The sequence below is a fragment of the Marinobacterium sedimentorum genome (assembly GCF_024267675.1).
Lineage (GTDB): Bacteria > Pseudomonadota > Gammaproteobacteria > Pseudomonadales > Balneatricaceae > Marinobacterium_A > Marinobacterium_A sedimentorum.
This window is the reverse complement of the sequence record NZ_JALDYX010000038.1, coordinates 1-15,623: the sequence shown is the minus strand read 5'-3', so window position 1 is coordinate 15,623 and position 15,623 is coordinate 1. Positions and strand designations below refer to the sequence as shown.

Below are 15,623 nucleotides of genomic sequence, written 5' to 3'. Positions count from 1 at the left end.
ACGGGCGTTGGCTTTCTCAGCGCCCGATGGAGTAGTAGCTGTACCCTTTCTTCGCCATCCGTGCGGGGTCGAACAGGTTGCGCCCGTCGAAGATCAGCGGCTGCTGCAACTGCTCGCTGATGAAATCGAAATCCGGCGCCTTGAAGGCTGGCCATTCGGTGACAATGACCAGTGCCTCGGCGCCCCGCAGTGCCGCTTCCTTGGTACCGCACAGGGTCAGTTCGTCGCGGTTGCCGTAGAGTCGCTGGGTTTCCTGCATTGCTTCCGGGTCATAGGCCTGGACGCGGGCGCCGGCCTGCCACAGGGCTTCCATGAGAACGCGGCTGGGGGCTTCGCGCATGTCGTCGGTATTGGGTTTGAAGCTGAGCCCCCAGATGGCGAAGGTCCGGCCGGCCAGGTCGCCGCCGAAGTGTTTCCAGATCTTGTTGAACAGCACCGTTTTCTGGGTGTTGTTGCGGTTTTCCACGGCCTTGAGCAGCTTGGCGTCGAAGTCGATGCTGTCGGCGGTGTGGATCAGCGCCTGTACGTCCTTGGGGAAACAGGAACCGCCGTAGCCGGCGCCGGGATAGATGAAGTGATAACCGATGCGCGGGTCCGATCCGATGCCCTGGCGCACCATTTCGATGTCAGCGCCGAGCTGCTCGGCCAGGTTGCTCATTTCGTTCATGAAGCTGATCTTGGTTGCCAGCATGCAGTTGGCGGCGTATTTCGTCAGTTCGGCGCTGCGCACGTCCATGACGATGATCTTTTCATGGTTGCGGTTGAAGGGGGCATAGAGTTCGCGCATCAGCTCCTGCGCCGCTTCACTGCCGGTGCCAATGACGATGCGGTCGGGCTTCATGCAGTCGGCGACGGCGGAACCCTCCTTGAGAAACTCCGGGTTGGAGACGACATCGGCGCCCAGGTCCGACCGTTCCCGCCGGGCCAGCACCCCGGTGATGCGTTCAGCGACCTTGTCGGCGGTGCCGACCGGCACGGTCGACTTGTCGACCACCGTCTGGTGCGACTCCATGTGGGTGGCGATGGTCTCGGCGACGGCCAGCACGTACTGCAGGTCGGCGGAGCCATCTTCGTCCGGTGGCGTGCCGACGGCGATGAACTGCACGGCGCCGTGCCGTACGGCCGCTGCCGCGTCGGTGGTGAAGCTCAGCCGGCCGGCCGCCACATTCTCCCGAACCAGGCTTTCGAGACCCGGCTCATATATCGGAATCTGGCCCTGCTTCAGGCGTTCCACCTTGGCCTGATCGACGTCGACACAGACGACATCATGGCCGACTTCGGCGAGTACGGCGCCTTGCACCAGGCCGACATAGCCGATTCCGAATACGGTTACTTTCATTGACAGAGGTCCTTCTATTCCGATGGCGGTGAGGCGGCTCGGGCGTGATCCAGCCCCGGCCCCGACCGCCAGGTTTCAGTCGCGCGGCAAGCGTCAGTAAATATCCTTGGATACCAGTGACAGCGGGGTTTTGAGCAATATCTTGATATCCAGCCACACCGACCAGTTGCTGATGTACTTGAGATCGAACTCGACACGTTTGGCCATCTTGTCGATGGTCTCGGTTTCGCCGCGGGCACCGCTGATCTGTGCCAGGCCGGTGATGCCGGGTTTTATGCGATGACGCGCCATGTAGGCGGTGATCTTGTCGGCGTAGTAGTCGTTGTGCGCAATGGCATGGGGGCGCGGGCCCACCAGGGACATGTCGCCCAACAGAACATTGAACAGCTGCGGCAGCTCGTCTATCGAGGTGCGGCGGATGAAACGGCCAAAGGGGGTGACGCGGGGATCGTCCCGCGTAGCCTGTTCGACCCGGGTATCCTGGTGCACCCGCATGGAACGGAACTTCCAGACCTTGATGACATCACCGTTCCAGCCGTGGCGCTGCTGCTTGAACAGCACCGGCCCCGGTGACGAGAGCTTGACGGCAATGGCAGCGGCAATCAGCAGCGGACTGAGCAGCAGGATCGCCAGCAGCGCTATGCTGCGGTCCAGGACTGCCTTGACCAGGGCGCCGCGCGGTTGCGCAGTGAGGGGGCATTCATTCAGGTGGATCGCCGGCAGCCCGCCGATGGCAGAGACCGACTGGTTCAGCATGACCAGTGACGCCAGGTCCGGAATCCAGACCACGTCGACGTTGACATCCAGCAGGTCGATGTAGAGCCGCTCGATCCGGTTCATTTCACTGAACGGCAGCGCTATGTAGAGGCGTCGTATCTCCTGCTCGGCAATGATCTGGCGGATTTGCGTCAGGTCGCCCAGCACGGGAACGCGGCCCGTCGCCGCGATAGCTGAGTCGCCGCTGAGCCGGACCAGGCCCACCAGGGGTTCCTGGCGCTGCTCAAGCAGAACGTCGACCAGCTGCGCGGTCAGCTTGTCCTGGCCAATGATCAGGGCAGGACGCTTTTCCCGCAGGCGCTGATGATAGTTGCGGGACAGCTCGTGCAGCGGCAGAAAGGCGGCCACCTGAACCAGGTAGCCCAGCATGGTCCATTTCAGCAGGATTTCGCGGGAATAGAGTTCGCTGGTCTTGGTGAGAAAGCCCACCACCGACAGCATGGCCAGCAACAGGAGCCAGCCGCCCATCAGTCTGATCAGGCCGTTGAAGGAGCCTTCCCGGCGCCGGTCATACACATTCAGTGCGGTATAGGCCGGTACTGACCCGAGGATGGCGAAGCCCGCCAGGATGCGATATTGCGTCTGAATGTCACCGGTAATCAGCCAGGTGAGCAGGCCCAGCAGGACGGTGACAAGAGACATGGCGACCAGCCACTGGATCCAGAATGTCAGTCCGCGGGGGTGATGCGATGGCTCGCTTTTGTCGAACATCATAGAGTCCCTCCTACACCGGGTTACCCAGGTGATCCATTGCTGAGAGGTTTTATCGGGAAACCGTTACCGCACACCGAACGGGCAGCCGTTGCCTTTTAAGCACGCTACCGCCCTAGGGTTATCTGAGCATTCCCCAACGCCGAAAACAGATCTAGTTTAAAACGCTTGTTTGATATTCATTTATTACGCATATGCGTAACTCTTGTAAAGAGTGTCCGAATGGAGACAGTTGTGTTTTCTTGTTAGATTTTCTTGCGCACAGTTACCCTTGTCGGTCCGCAGTAAGTCGCGCTCCGCCGAATATTCTCCGCCCCAGGCTGTGCTGCATAATATTATTCTCGTTCAGGATATATTCATTTTAAATCAGATAGTTGTGCTATTTTTTCCGATTTTTTTATTATTATTCCGGTTCTTCCGATTATGCCTCCATAGTCTGTTGTCCGGCGCAGTGTCTATTAAGTTTGTGGCAGCTTAATTACCGCCAGCGCCTAATGTTACCCAACGCGAAGCAGGGCGGTTCTTATATCTTTACGCACTTGCAGTATAAATAATAGAGTATGTGTTTTGAGACATTTTGTTTAAAACTAGGCAGCTAGAAATGTTTCTGACCGGCCTCCGCTGCCTGGAAACGATCAAGAATCAGGTCTGTACAGGCACTATGGCGGGCAAGCGCCATCTGGTTATGGGTCTGTGGCTGGCGCCTGGCCAGGCGGTCGGCCCCCGTGACCACTGGTTTACAGGGGCCGGCCTCCTGCCTGCGCATTGCCGGCTTACCGGGTGCGGTTTAGGCCGTTGCCACTGGCGTTGGGCTGATGCGCTGGTTCAGGCGGCTTGCGGCACGGGTGGCAAGGATCTGAGGATTTATCCGCAGTGGCGGCTGCAAATTTGTCGTTCTAAGGCGGGAAATTTTTCAGGAGGCTTGGGTCATGGGCAGACGGCGACACCCTGGCGTGGATATCGAGATGCAGGCCGTATCGCCGCTAAAGGACCCGGAATCAAGGATTATCGAGGGTTTTACAGTACGAGATGGGCTGGATGACGTGCGCTGCGCTTGACCGCGGCCGTCGGTGTGTCGGTGATCAGCAACGGTCAAGGATAGGGGCTAATGGCCGGGCCGGTAGGGGCCCGGCCCGGTTAGGAGCGCTTGCAGCGACTCAGCTGCCGCTTTGCGCGGCGGTGTCGGCCTGTATCTCGTTCAGGGCCCAGAGCAGCGGGCTGCGGTCATCCTCCGGCAGCAGCGCGGCCAGCTGACTGACGCTGGCCTGCAGATCGGCCACAGCACCGCGGTGCAGATTGACGTGCCCGACCTTGCGACCCGGACGTATCTCCTTTTCGTACCAGTGCACGTCGCAGCCCGGTACCGCCAGCCACTGCGTCGACCAGTCGCGGCCGAGCAGGTTCCACATCACACTGAGGCCGTCTACCGCCGGAGTGAACAGCGGCAGGTCCGCGACAGCGCGCAGGTGCAGCTGGAACTGGCTCGGGTTGGCACCGGCCTGGGTCCAGTGGCCGCTATTGTGCACGCGCGGTGCCAGCTCGTTCACCAGCAGGGTATTGCCGACAACGAAGCACTCCATGGCCATGACGCCGACATAGTCCAGCTCGACCATGATGCGGGTCAGCCACTCTTCGGCCTGGGCCTGCAATGGCTGCAGGCGCTTGAGCCCTCCGACACTGGCATGCAGGATGCCCTGCTGATGCAGGTTCAGCGTCAGCGGGTAGAAAACGCACTTGCCGTCGTGGCCGCGGGCACCCACCAGTGACACTTCTTCATCGAAGGGGATCATTTTCTCGGCGATGCATTCGCCCAGCCACTCGTCCAGCGCCGGTTCGCCCTGTTTCCAGCGCCACTGACCGCGACCATCGTAACCGCCCTGGCGGCGCTTGATGACAAGCTTGTCGCCCACCAGCGCCAGATGTTCGGTGGTGTGATCCGGCGTGACGTTGCACCAAGGTGCCGTGCCGACCTTGAGGTGGTCGAGCAGGCTCTTCTCGCTCAGGCGGTCGCGGATCAACTGGGTGGCACGGGCATTGAGAAAGCCTGGGTGAGCCGTCAGCTGGCGGCTGCGTGGCGTATCGGGCCAGAGCTCCTGCTCGACGGTGATCACATCGCCGGGATTGAGCTCTACCGGCTCATCCAGGCCCGGGTCGCAGGGCAGCACTTCGATGCCCATGGGGGCTCCGGCCTGCCTGAGCATGCGCCCCAGCTGGCCGTTACCGATAATGGCGATACGTGGCAGCATCATTCAGCTCCTGGGATCCGGGTTGTCCAGTACCGTCTGGGACTGGGCCCTGCGCCACTGCTGCAGGCGCTCACGCAGGGCCGGATCGTGGATGGCCAGCATCTGGATAGCCATGAGGCCGGCGTTAAAGGCGCCGGCGCCACCGATCGCCAGGGTACCGACGGTCACGCCGCGGGGCATCTGGACGATGGAGTAGAGGCTGTCCATGCCGCTCAGGGCCTTGCTCTGTACGGGCACACCCAGAACCGGCACCAGCGTCTTGCTGCTGATCATGCCGGGCAGATGGGCGGCACCGCCGGCACCGGCGATAATGACTTCAAAACCGCGCTCAGCGGCTTCTTCGGCGAAACTGAACATCCTGTCAGGCGTGCGGTGGGCGGAAACCACCTCGGCATGGTAGGACACACCCAGTGTATCCAGAATGTCGGCAGCCTCTTTCATGGTGGGCCAGTCGGAACGGGAACCCATCACAATGGCGACTTTTACACTCATCACATTGTCCTGTCAGCTAAATCAAAACGGAAAATTGGCAAGGCGTAATACCCCGCAGCCCGCGCAGGGGCCGCCCGAAAAATGCATCGGACGAACGGGTAAACGATATTAAAAGGCTCGCCGCTACCGCGCGCACCGGGTTCCATGGAAATAAAGACAGAACGCGACGGCGGAAAAACCCGATAGAATAAGGCGATACCCTGCTCAAGGCAATGTTATGTCGTGTTTTAACGTCTTTTGGTGCATGTTAAGCCCAAAATCTGTGCTGCAGGGCTGCTGCTGTGGGTCTTCGCCCGCGCTGCGGCGCCTTGATCCGCTGCAGGGCCCATGCTCTAATTTCGGCATCATGAACATCATCCGCACACAGCGCCTTCTGGCGGTCTTAATACTGGTATGCCTGCCACTGAGCCTGTCCTTGCAGAGCACAGCGCGTGCACAGATGGATGCGCAGATGATGTCCATGCCCGTCTCCCAGATGGCCCAAATGGCCCAGATGGACAGCACGGACCGCTGCGGTGGCTGTGATGACAGCCATACCCTGCTGACTGACTGCGGCAGCGGCAGCTGTGCCAGCGTGCTGGCCATGCTTGACAGTGCCGGGGTGCGGCTCAGGCTATTGCCCGCTATGCTGCGGGCGCCCCAGATCCACTTCCATGCTTCACTTTCCCCGGCTCCCGAGCCTCAGCCTCCCCGGCAATCCCTGATCGTCTGACGCCGCTGCGGTTGTCTGTACAGACGGCGCTGCTCAACGACGCTCCTCGGGAAGGCTCTACCTTGCCGGCACTTTCCTTGTCACCGGAGCCCTTGGTGCTATCTGCCTTGCCACGCGCCACTGCCGTGACCTGCCGCCGCCTGTATTGTCGTCTTTTATTCTGTTGAGGAAATGATCATGAAACTTTTGAACACTCTGACTCTCGTTCTTGGGCTGGCGCTGTCCGGGCTGATGTGGGCCGCTGAGCCCATCAAGGGCACCCTGTACAAGAATCCGCAATGCGGCTGTTGCCAGGGGCATGCCGATTACCTGGAAAAGCAGGGCTTCGAGATTGAGGTGGTCGCAACCGACACCCTGGCGGCTTTCAAGCAGCAAAACGGTGTGCCGGAAAAACTTGAAGGCTGCCATACCCTGCTGATTGACGGCTATGTGGTTGAAGGCCATGTGCCGGCAGCCTCCATCCGCCGGCTACTGGCGGAGCGCCCGCAGATTCGCGGTATATCCGTGCCGGGCATGCCCGCGGGCTCCCCTGGTATGGGCGGGCAGAAAACCGAGCCTCTGAAGATCTATGAACTCGCCGAGGGCATGCCCAAGGTCTTTGCCGTCGAATAAGCGCCCGCTGGGGGGCGTAAGATACGCCAGACAAGCGCACAGGAGTCACATCAATGAATACGATGATGGAAATTATGGGCGTGGGTCACTGGGTTAGGACGCTGATCAGGCATCGGCATCAAGCTGCAGGGCGCCAGCATGGCTAAGGCAACTCCGAGGCGCTCAAGTATCATGCCGTGGCTGCTGTCTGCGCTGGTGGTGTTGGCACTGGGTGGGGCCCTGCTGGTGCAGTGGCTGACGCCAACCGGCAGCGCGAATCCGCAGGACAGAGCCCAGGTGGCCGCAGGACAGCAGCTCTATGGGCAATACTGCGTGGCCTGTCACCAGGGCCGGCTGCAAGGGCAGCCCGACTGGCAAAAGCGTCTGCCCAGCGGGCGCCTGCCGGCGCCACCCCATGATGAAAGCGGCCATACCTGGCATCACCCCGATCGGGTATTGTTTGGCATTATCCGCAACGGCCTGGTACCGCCCCATGCACCGGCCGGATACGAGAGCGACATGCCGGCCTTCGGGGCTCTGCTCAGCGATGAACAAGTGTGGGCCGTACTGGCCTTCATAAAGAGTCACTGGTCGCCGAAAATTCAGGCCTGGCAGGAAGACAAAACCCGCCAGTACTGAGCGGCCTTTGCCGGCTGCGGTACCCGGCATCTTATTGAATGCAGAGGGAAAACAGATGCAAGCAGGATTAAGACAGGGGTTCGTGCCCTAGCAGTCTGTCGGGCTTGGCCGGTCGTAGCGAGGGAAAGTCCGTTTTGAGGCAGCTTTTGGACTATTTTGAGACGAATAGTGGTTCTATTTAACACTTGGAACGAAGTGGAAAGAACCGCTTTAGCGGGGTCGCAGACCGAGGAGCCTGCGACGAGTAAAAAAGAGCGCGAAAAATGACCAAAATCGGCTTTTCCGCAGTAGATCAGTGTTGAGCCCGACAGGCTGCCAGGGCATTGCCAGGCGAGTCCTGCAGGGGATCACCGCCGTTGGGCTGGGCGTTGCCATGGCGACCCAGGCCATGGCCGCTGAGCCCGGGCAGAGTCAGCCCGTCACGGCCGAGTTCGAGCAGCGCGTGAAGGACTATATCCTCAGCAATCCCGAGATAGTGGTGCAGGCGATTCAGCTGTACCAGTCGCAGCAGCAAGCGCAAAAGGCAGAACGGGTGAAGGTCATTATCGAGCAGAGCCGCGCCCAGCTGCTGGCCGATCCTGAGGCGCCAGTGGGGGGCAATCCCGAGGGGGATGTGAGTGTGGTGGCGTTTTTTGACTACAACTGCACCTACTGCAAGAAGGTTGCGCCTGTCATGAGTGCGCTCGAGCAGCAGGACACCGAGCTGCGTATCGTTTACAAGGAATTCCCGATTCTGGGCCCGGTCTCCGAATATGCCGCCCGTGCGGCCCTGGCAGCAGATGCCCAGGGCAAGTATCTGGAGCTGCATAACGCCATGATGAATTCTTCCCGCAGGCTCAGCGAGGCCCTGATTCTGGGCTATGCGGCGGACCTCGGGCTGGACATTGACAGGCTGAAAACCGATATGCAGGCTGAGACAATCAGCGCTCAGTTTGCGCGTAACCGAGTCCTGGCCCGTACCCTTGGCATCACCGGCACACCGGGCTTTGTGGTTGGCGCTGAAATTGTTGGCGGCGCTGCGGATCAGGCGACCTTTGAAAATCTGATAGCGCGGGTGCGGCAGGCTCCCTGACGTTTGGCCTCTTGCTGCCTTTGCAAAGGGAAGCGGGTTTTAAATCCCGCTGCGAGTGATAGACTCGCAGCGCATTCTCCGTCTCACCCTTGTCCAGGCACTAAGGCCATCAGATGACAGCAATACCAGGTAGCGGCAACGCTGCAGCTAAAAAATATGGAGTAGTGGCACTCTCGGTTCTGATTCTCGCCGCCGTGTTATTGTTTCCCAGGTTTTATCAGCCGGAGGGTCGGGCGGGCGAGGCGTTGCAGTCCAGCGAGGTTATAAGCGCGCCGGCCTGTGATTTTTCCCAGGGTGCCTGTGTCGCCAGTCGTGGCAAGCTGAGTGTTGAGCTGGCGGTGGAGACTCCTGTGCTGGCGTCCTACCAGCCGCTGAACTTCAGTCTCAAGGTCAGCGGCATGGAGCCTGAATCGGCGCGCATTGAGTTTGAGGGCGTTGACATGTTTATGGGCGTCAATGAGCTGGCGCTGCAGCCCGCAGGCCCCGAGCATTTTAACGGTACCCTGGCGTTGCCAGGGCATGCCCATGCCATGGCATGGCGCGCCCGGGTGCAGCTGGTGCAGGCCGGCACTCTGGTGGAAAGCGAGTTTGTGTTCGATCTGAAGTAGATAGCCCCGGGCAAGCCACGTTCTCCGTGAATGCAGTGCCGAGGGCGCAGATCAGAACCAGGCCGAAACGCCGATCACGACAGAGCCAACTTCAGTGTCTTCGCCTTCCGCGCGGGCAAAGTCTGCGGTGTCGCCGAAGGATTTCTCCCAGTTTATTCCCACATAAGGCGCAAGCTTGCGGCTGATCTCATAGCGTAACCGGACGCCGATTTCCGCTTTGCTGAGGCCCGAACCCACGCCGATTTCCTCGTCGTCACTGAAGGCGACGGTGATTTCGGCAGCAGGCTGCAGAACCAGGCGCTGGGTCAGCAGCAGGTCGTACTCGGCTTCGATGCGGGCGGATGCATCGCCTTGGTCGCTCAGGAACAGGTTGGCATCGACTTCAAACCAGTAGGGCGCCAGCCCCTGCAACCCTGCCACTGCATAGGTACGGGACGGTCCCGGCTGATTGTCGTAGCGGATACCAAACTGGGCATCGAAGAACTCCGATACCAGGCGCTGATACAGCAGCTGGTATTCGGCGCTCTCGGTCGGCCCATTGCGCAGACGCTCGCCGCTGGTCTTGAAGGCCAAGCCCTGATAATCGGTGCGGGTATTGATCTGGGCTTCCCAGCTTAGCAGGTCGTCGCCGTCCTGATGGCGGACTTCGAAACGGTCCAGCATGAACTTGGTCATGATGGCATCGTCTTTCATTTCTGCGCTGGCGAGAGGCGAAACACTCAGTGCCAGGGTAGCCCCCAGCAGTAACGCGGATGCGCAGGCGGTCTTTTTGGCGGTCATGCAGTTCCCCTTCCTCATTGCGCCGCAGTCTCAACGACGGCTTCCTCGACGATGACCTTGCGGAACATGCCCGCCGCCATGTGATACATCAGGTGGCAGTGGAACGCCCACTGGCCCAGTGCATCCACAGGTACATCGACGGTCAGCGTGGTGTTGGGTGCCACGTTAACGGTGTGCTTAAGCGGGTTGAAACGGCCATTGCCCTTGTCGAGCTGCATCCACATGCCGTGCAGGTGCATGGGGTGCATCATCATGGTGTCGTTGATGAACTTGATGCGTACCCGCTCACCCAGTTTCAGGTGCACCGGTTCTGCATCGGAGTACTTGATGCCGTTGATGGACCAGAAGTAGCGTTCCATGTTGCCGGTCAGGCGCAGCTCGATTTCGCGATCCGGTTCCCGGTAGTTGGCAAAGGGGACTTGTGCCTTGAGATCGGCATACACCAGGAACTTGCCGCCATTGGCCGCTTCAGGCGCAAGGCCGCTGCCGGGTGCATAGTCACTGTTGGCAGAAGAGGCGCCCATCATCATCTTGGAATGGTCCATACCTTCCATTCCAGCCATGCCGGCCATCTTGGAGTGGTCCATGCCTTCCATGTTCTCCATGCCGGGCATCTTGGAGTGATCCATGCCCTTCATGTCAGCCATGCCGGCCATGTTGGAGTGATCCATGCCTTTCATGTCAGCCATACCGGCCATGTTCGAATGATCCATGCCTTCCATGCCCGCCATGTTGGAGTGGTCCATGCCACCCATGCTGGCCATGCTCATGTCGGACATGGTGAGCAGCGGGCGCTCACGCAGTTCGGGAACCTCGGCCGCCATGCCTTCGCGCGGTGCCAGGGTACCACGGGCATAACCGGTGCGCGCAACGGACTCAGCGAGGATGGTGAAGGCCTTGTCTTCCCGCGGCCGCACGATAACGTCGTAGGTTTCGGCGACGGCGATGCGAAACTCATCGACGGTAACCGGCTGTACGTTGTTGCCATCGGACTGCACCAGGGTCATTTCCAGACCGGGAATGCGCACATCGAAGTAGCTCATGGCGGAGCCGTTGATGAAGCGCAGACGAATCCGCTCACCCTTTTCAAACAGCGCCGTCCAGTTGCTTTGTGGCGCCTTGCCGTTCATCAGGAAGCTGTAGCCGGACACGTCGGCGATGTCCGTGGGCATCATGCGCATGCTGCCCCAGGACAGGCGATCCTTGAATGCCGCGCCCCAGCCGCTGGCCTTCACATCGTCAAAGAAGTCGCCAACCGTCTGCTGGCTGTAGTTGTAGTAGTCGCTCTGGGCCTTGAGGTTGGAAAAAATCTGCTCGCCGGTTTCATCGGACCAGTCAGACAGCATCACCACGTACTCGCGGTCGACCTTGAAGGGCTCGCGTTTTGCAGCCTCGATCACGATAGGGCCGAATACGCCCTCCTGCTCCTGAAAGCCGGAGTGACTGTGGTACCAGTAAGTGCCCGACTGCTTGACCGGGAACTGGTAGCTGAAGGTTTCGCCCGGCTTGATGCCGTCAAAGCTGAGACCCGGTACGCCATCCATCTGGTAGGGCAGCAAGAGCCCGTGCCAGTGAAGGGAGCTGTCGACATCCAGGCGATTGGTGACGTTGATGGTCACGTCTTCACCTTCCCTGAAATGCAGCGTCGGCCCCGGGAACTGACCATTGATGGTCATGGCCTTTTTGTCTTTGCCGGTGATATTGACGATCTGCTCGTCGATGACCAGATCGTAGCTTCCTGCCATGGCGCCAATGGGCCCCAGGCTGGCGATGGCCAGAATCAATCCTTGTATCATGCTGAATCGCATCAGGATCTCCTTGAATGACGAAAGGGTGGGGATCAGTTGCTGGAGAATTCACCCACCATGCCTGCCTGATAGTGGCCTGGCATGTTGCAGGCGAATTCCAGCTCAGCGTCGCCGGAGAAGGTCCAGGTCAGTTCCCCGGACTCGCCCGGTGCCAGCAGAATGCTGTTGGGATCATCATGCTTCATGTCTTCCATGCCGGGCATGTTGCTGTGGTCCATTTCGACCATGCCGGTTTCGGTCATCATGCCGCTGGCCACCATCTTGCGCATTTCGCGCTGGTGGTTCTTGTGCATCGGTGCAGTACCGATATTGAATTCGTGCAGCAGTGCGCCTTCGTTTTTCAGCTCGAAATGCAGGGTTTCACCGGCTTTTACGTCCAGCGCATCGACTTCGTAGTAGTTGTCATAGAGCGTGATGGAAACGGTGCGGGTGGCTTGTGCCGCAACGCCGGGCTGGCCGATGTTGGGGGTCGCCTCGTCACCGTGGCTACCATGGGAACCGCCGGCCATGGCCAGGGGCGCCAGGGCAGAAAGACAGAATGCAGCGACAAGAGGCCTGATAGAGAACATGGAGTAATCCTTTTGGTTTGTAAAATAACTGCGTTCGAGTTTAGGGTGTGGTGCCTGACAGCAGCCTGACTCCCGCATTACATTTCTGTCAGCTTGTGGTTTTGGGCTGATCTTCGATGCAGAATGAATGCATATTCAGGTGGAAGCCCCGGCCCATGAAAATATTGCTGGCAGAAGATGAACCCAAGATCGGTACCTATCTGCAAAAAGGCCTGAGTGAGGCGGGCTTCAGTGTCGAGCTCACCGATAACGGTGCCGATGCCCTGCAGCGGGTACTGCATGACCCCTTCAGTCTGCTGATTCTGGATGTCATGCTGCCGGGGCTGGATGGCTGGGCGGTCATTCGAGCACTGCGCGAGCGCGGCGAGGAATTGCCGGTGCTGTTCCTGACCGCCCGTGACGGTGTCGACGATCGGGTCAAGGGGCTGGAGCTCGGCGCCGATGATTACCTGACCAAGCCTTTCGCCTTTTCCGAGTTGCTGGCGCGGGTGCGTACCCTGCTGCGGCGCAGCAACCAGGCCCCGGCGCAGACCGGCCTGCAGGTCGCGGATCTGGAAGTCGAGCTGATGAAGCGCAGAGTCTATCGCGCCGGCAAGCGCATCGATCTGACCGCCAAGGAATACGCTTTGCTCGAGCTGCTGCTGCGCCGGCGCGGGGAGGTGTTGTCCAAGTCACTGATCGCCTCCCAGGTCTGGGACATGAATTTTGACAGTGACACCAACGTGATTGAGGTGGCCATAAGGCGCCTGCGCAGCAAGATCGACGACGGTTTCAGTCCGCGCCTGATTCAGACGGTGCGCGGCATGGGCTATGTGCTCGAAATCCCCTCGTCGTATGACCACCCCGGCTCCGGATGACCTTCCAGTCACTGACCATGCGCCTGAGCCTGATGTTCTCGGTCGCGGTGCTCTCGGTATTGCTGCTGGCGGGTATCCTGTTCAAGCAGCTGAGCATGATGCATTTTGGCATCCTCGATCAGCAGGAACTGTCGAGCAAGGCACAGAACGCGGTGAGCATTTTGCAGACCGTAACGGACCGGCAGACATTCGAGCGCCGGCTGCCGGAACTCAGGGCTTTACTGTCCCATCATCCGGGGCTGGCGGCCATGATTCGCGGTCCTGAAGGCGAGCTCTGGTTTGCCGACCCCGCCGCGCTCCAGGTGCCCCCCCGCCTGCTGGCCGGTCTGAGTGATCAGGCGTGGGAATGGGAAAGTCAGGACAGGTTTTACCGGGGGCTCAACCGTGAGCTGACACTGCCGGGGAACCAGAGTCTGCGTATTGAGCTGGTGCTCGACAGCACCCTGCATCAGCACTACCTGCACTCGCTGACCCACTGGTTCTGGATCGCCTTCTCCCTCTGTGCCCTGCTCAGCGCAGGCCTGGGCTGGCTGGTAGCGCGCAACGGTCTGAAACCGGTGCGCTCGGTTACCCAGGTGGTGTCGTCGATATCGGCGCAGTCGCTATCCGGCCGCGTTCCCATGGGAGAGGTGCCGGGTGAGTTGCAGGGGCTGGCGCAAAGTTTCAATGCGATGCTGCAGCGTCTGGACGATGACTTTGTGCGCCTGTCCAGCTTCTCCTCAGATATCGCCCACGAACTGCGCACCCCCATCAGTAACCTGATTACCCATACCGAGGTGGTGCTGTCGCGGCCGCGGCGCTCGGAGGAATACCACGAAGCACTCTATTCGAACCTCGAAGAGCTGCAGCGCATGGCGAAGATGGTGGAGGAAATGCTGTTTATCGCCAAGGCGGATAATGCTCTTATCGTACCCGAGCGCCAGCCGGTTGAGATGAACAGGCTTGTCCGGCAGCTATTTGAATACTATGAACTTCTTGCCGAAGAAGATGGCATTTCCCTGTGCTGCAACGGCCAGGGTACCCTGATGGGGGATGTCTCCATGCTGCGCCGGGCGCTGTCCAACCTGCTGTCCAATGCGATCCGGCACTCGGTCGAAGGCGGCACTGTCACGGTGGATATTGTCACCGGCGGCCAGAGTCTGGAGGTCAGTGTCAGCAATGTTGGTCCGGTGATACCTCCTGAACATATAGAGCGGCTGTTCGACCGTTTTTACCGAGCCGACCCTGCACGCCGTGAAGGTCACAGCAGTCATGCAGGGCTCGGTCTTGCGATCAGCCGTTCCATCGTGCAATCCCACGGTGGCACTCTGGCCTGTGAATCCAGTGAGGCCAGCACCCGTTTTACGGCGTTTTTTCCGTTGGCGGGCTGCGGTCAGGCCTGAGTCTCTGGCGCGGCCTGTTTCAGTTCCTGCCAGGCTCTGTGTGTCACCTGCCAGGCGCTGCTCAGTGCCAGAAGCGCCATCAGCGTGCCCACGGCAAGATCCGGCCAGGCGGTTTGGGTGCCAAATACGCCCAGGGCTGCCAGCAGTACGGCGACATTGCCGATAGCATCGTTGCGGGTGCAGAGCCAGACGCTGCGCATATTGCTGTCGCCCTCACGATAAGCCCAGAGTAGCCAGGCCACGGCCAGGTTGGTGATCAGCGCCAGGGCGCCGATAACTCCCATGGTGGGGGCATCCGGCAGGGTGCCGCTATACAGGTGCCAGAGCGCCGTGCCCAGTATCCCGACGCCGAATGCCGCCATGCTGAAGGCCTTGAACAGCGAAGCCCTGGCGCGGATGGCCAGCCCCAGCCCCAGTACCCACAGGCTGATACCGTAGTTGGCGGAATCGCCCAGGAAATCCAGCGAGTCAGCCAGCAGCGAGACCGAGCCCGCCCGCATCCCCGCCACGATCTCGACGCCAAACATGGCGAGATTAAGCAGCAATGCGATCCAGAGTACGCGACGGTAGGCGACGCTTTTCAGTCCTGCATTTTCCTGTGGTTCGCAGCAATGTGTACCCATGATTTCGTCCTTTGGGGGTGCCTGATCAACTATAGCTGCTATGCTAAACCCTGTAGCAACTACAGGGTCAAGTCATGGCGGAAAGCTATACCATCGGGCAGCTGAGCAAGGCGTCGGGGGTGAATCTCGAAACCGTACGCTATTACGAGCGAATCGGTCTGTTGCCGGCACCGCAGCGGGCGGCCAACGGTTACCGCAGGTATACGGATGCGGCGGCCAGGCGGCTGCGCTTTATCCGTCGAGGTCGTGAGCTGGGTTTTGGCATCGAGGCGATCCGCACCCTGTTACAGCTGGCGAATCATCCGCAGGAACCCTGTCACGAAGCGGATCAGCTGACCCGGGCCCATCTGCAGGATGTGGAGGCCAAGATCGCCGATCTGCAGGCCATGCGGCAGGAGCTGGTGCGGCTGGCCTGCT

17 protein-coding genes are annotated in these 15,623 nt (G+C 60.1%); 9 read left to right on the top strand and 8 right to left on the bottom strand.

The window, feature by feature from the left end; all coding sequences use genetic code 11:
* Nucleotides 1-16: 16 nt before the first annotated feature.
* Together MRS74_RS20815 and MRS74_RS20810 are read right to left on the bottom strand one after the other, a co-directional pair.
* Entirely contained in the window at nt 17-1,339 is a 1,323-nt protein-coding gene (locus MRS74_RS20815; RefSeq protein WP_254582207.1) for a UDP-glucose dehydrogenase family protein, read from the bottom strand.
* Nucleotides 1,340-1,432: 93 nt separating this feature from the next.
* Nucleotides 1,433-2,830 (bottom strand): undecaprenyl-phosphate glucose phosphotransferase, encoded by a 1,398-nt coding sequence (locus tag MRS74_RS20810; protein ID WP_254582206.1) that lies wholly within the window; start codon nt 2,828-2,830, stop codon nt 1,433-1,435.
* Nucleotides 2,831-3,756: 926 nt separating this feature from the next.
* Between MRS74_RS20810 and MRS74_RS24065 the strand changes: the two genes are divergently transcribed.
* Complete coding sequence (locus MRS74_RS24065) at nt 3,757-3,885, top strand: hypothetical protein (RefSeq protein ID WP_256558029.1); 129 nt, start codon at nt 3,757-3,759, stop codon at nt 3,883-3,885.
* 99 nt (nt 3,886-3,984) lie between these two features.
* On the opposite strand, the gene purK is transcribed toward MRS74_RS24065, so the two are convergent.
* Together purK and purE are read right to left on the bottom strand one after the other, a co-directional pair.
* Nucleotides 3,985-5,073: a 5-(carboxyamino)imidazole ribonucleotide synthase gene (purK, locus tag MRS74_RS20805; RefSeq protein WP_254582205.1), complete on the bottom strand. Its 1,089-nt coding sequence runs from the start codon at nt 5,071-5,073 to the stop codon at nt 3,985-3,987.
* Nucleotides 5,074-5,076: 3 nt separating this feature from the next.
* A complete protein-coding gene (purE, locus tag MRS74_RS20800; RefSeq protein ID WP_254582204.1) occupies nt 5,077-5,565 on the bottom strand; it encodes a 5-(carboxyamino)imidazole ribonucleotide mutase in 489 nt (162 codons plus the stop codon).
* A gap of 415 nt (nt 5,566-5,980) precedes the next feature.
* Here purE and MRS74_RS20795 point away from each other — a divergent pair, with 415 nt between their 5' ends.
* The 5 genes from MRS74_RS20795 (at nt 5,981) to MRS74_RS20775 (ending at nt 9,187) form a co-directional block, all read left to right on the top strand.
* Nucleotides 5,981-6,277 carry a hypothetical protein gene (locus MRS74_RS20795; RefSeq protein ID WP_254582203.1) on the top strand — a complete coding sequence of 99 codons (297 nt, stop codon included), beginning with the start codon at nt 5,981-5,983 and terminating at the stop codon, nt 6,275-6,277.
* A 177-nt stretch (nt 6,278-6,454) separates the two neighbouring features.
* Nucleotides 6,455-6,889, top strand: a complete 435-nt coding sequence (locus tag MRS74_RS20790) for a DUF411 domain-containing protein (RefSeq protein ID WP_254582202.1) — start codon at nt 6,455-6,457, stop codon at nt 6,887-6,889.
* 138 nt (nt 6,890-7,027) lie between these two features.
* Nucleotides 7,028-7,507 carry a c-type cytochrome gene (locus MRS74_RS20785; protein ID WP_254582201.1) on the top strand — a complete coding sequence of 160 codons (480 nt, stop codon included), beginning with the start codon at nt 7,028-7,030 and terminating at the stop codon, nt 7,505-7,507.
* A 295-nt stretch (nt 7,508-7,802) separates the two neighbouring features.
* Nucleotides 7,803-8,579 carry a DsbA family protein gene (locus tag MRS74_RS20780; protein ID WP_254582200.1) on the top strand — a complete coding sequence of 259 codons (777 nt, stop codon included), beginning with the start codon at nt 7,803-7,805 and terminating at the stop codon, nt 8,577-8,579.
* 113 nt (nt 8,580-8,692) lie between these two features.
* The gene (locus tag MRS74_RS20775; protein WP_254582199.1) at nt 8,693-9,187 is read left to right on the top strand and encodes a hypothetical protein; all 495 of its coding nucleotides are present in this window, start codon (nt 8,693-8,695) and stop codon (nt 9,185-9,187) included.
* Nucleotides 9,188-9,238: 51 nt separating this feature from the next.
* Here the strand turns inward: MRS74_RS20775 and MRS74_RS20770 are convergent, their stop codons facing one another.
* From MRS74_RS20770 to MRS74_RS20760, 3 genes are read right to left on the bottom strand one after another with little or no spacing between them, the layout of a single operon-like run.
* Nucleotides 9,239-9,967, bottom strand: a complete 729-nt coding sequence (locus MRS74_RS20770) for a copper resistance protein B (protein WP_254582198.1) — start codon at nt 9,965-9,967, stop codon at nt 9,239-9,241.
* A 14-nt stretch (nt 9,968-9,981) separates the two neighbouring features.
* Nucleotides 9,982-11,775, bottom strand: a complete 1,794-nt coding sequence (locus MRS74_RS20765) for a copper resistance system multicopper oxidase (protein ID WP_254582197.1) — start codon at nt 11,773-11,775, stop codon at nt 9,982-9,984.
* A 32-nt stretch (nt 11,776-11,807) separates the two neighbouring features.
* The gene (locus tag MRS74_RS20760) at nt 11,808-12,344 is read right to left on the bottom strand and encodes a cupredoxin domain-containing protein (protein ID WP_254582196.1); all 537 of its coding nucleotides are present in this window, start codon (nt 12,342-12,344) and stop codon (nt 11,808-11,810) included.
* Between the two features lie 155 nt (nt 12,345-12,499).
* On the opposite strand from MRS74_RS20760, the gene MRS74_RS20755 reads away from it, so the two are divergent.
* Both MRS74_RS20755 and MRS74_RS20750 read left to right on the top strand, forming a co-directional pair.
* Nucleotides 12,500-13,201 carry a heavy metal response regulator transcription factor gene (locus MRS74_RS20755; protein ID WP_254582195.1) on the top strand — a complete coding sequence of 234 codons (702 nt, stop codon included), beginning with the start codon at nt 12,500-12,502 and terminating at the stop codon, nt 13,199-13,201.
* Entirely contained in the window at nt 13,198-14,583 is a 1,386-nt protein-coding gene (locus tag MRS74_RS20750) for a heavy metal sensor histidine kinase (RefSeq protein WP_254582194.1), read from the top strand. The genes MRS74_RS20755 and MRS74_RS20750 overlap by 4 nt, the downstream gene beginning before the upstream one ends.
* On the opposite strand, the gene MRS74_RS20745 is transcribed toward MRS74_RS20750, so the two are convergent.
* On the bottom strand, nt 14,574-15,206 hold the full coding sequence (locus MRS74_RS20745; RefSeq protein ID WP_254582193.1) for a cation diffusion facilitator family transporter: 633 nt from the start codon (nt 15,204-15,206) through the stop codon (nt 14,574-14,576). The genes MRS74_RS20750 and MRS74_RS20745 overlap by 10 nt on opposite strands.
* A gap of 74 nt (nt 15,207-15,280) precedes the next feature.
* Between MRS74_RS20745 and MRS74_RS20740 the strand changes: the two genes are divergently transcribed.
* A partial coding sequence (locus tag MRS74_RS20740; RefSeq protein WP_254582192.1) for a MerR family DNA-binding protein occupies nt 15,281-15,623 on the top strand: 343 nt, incomplete at its 3' end.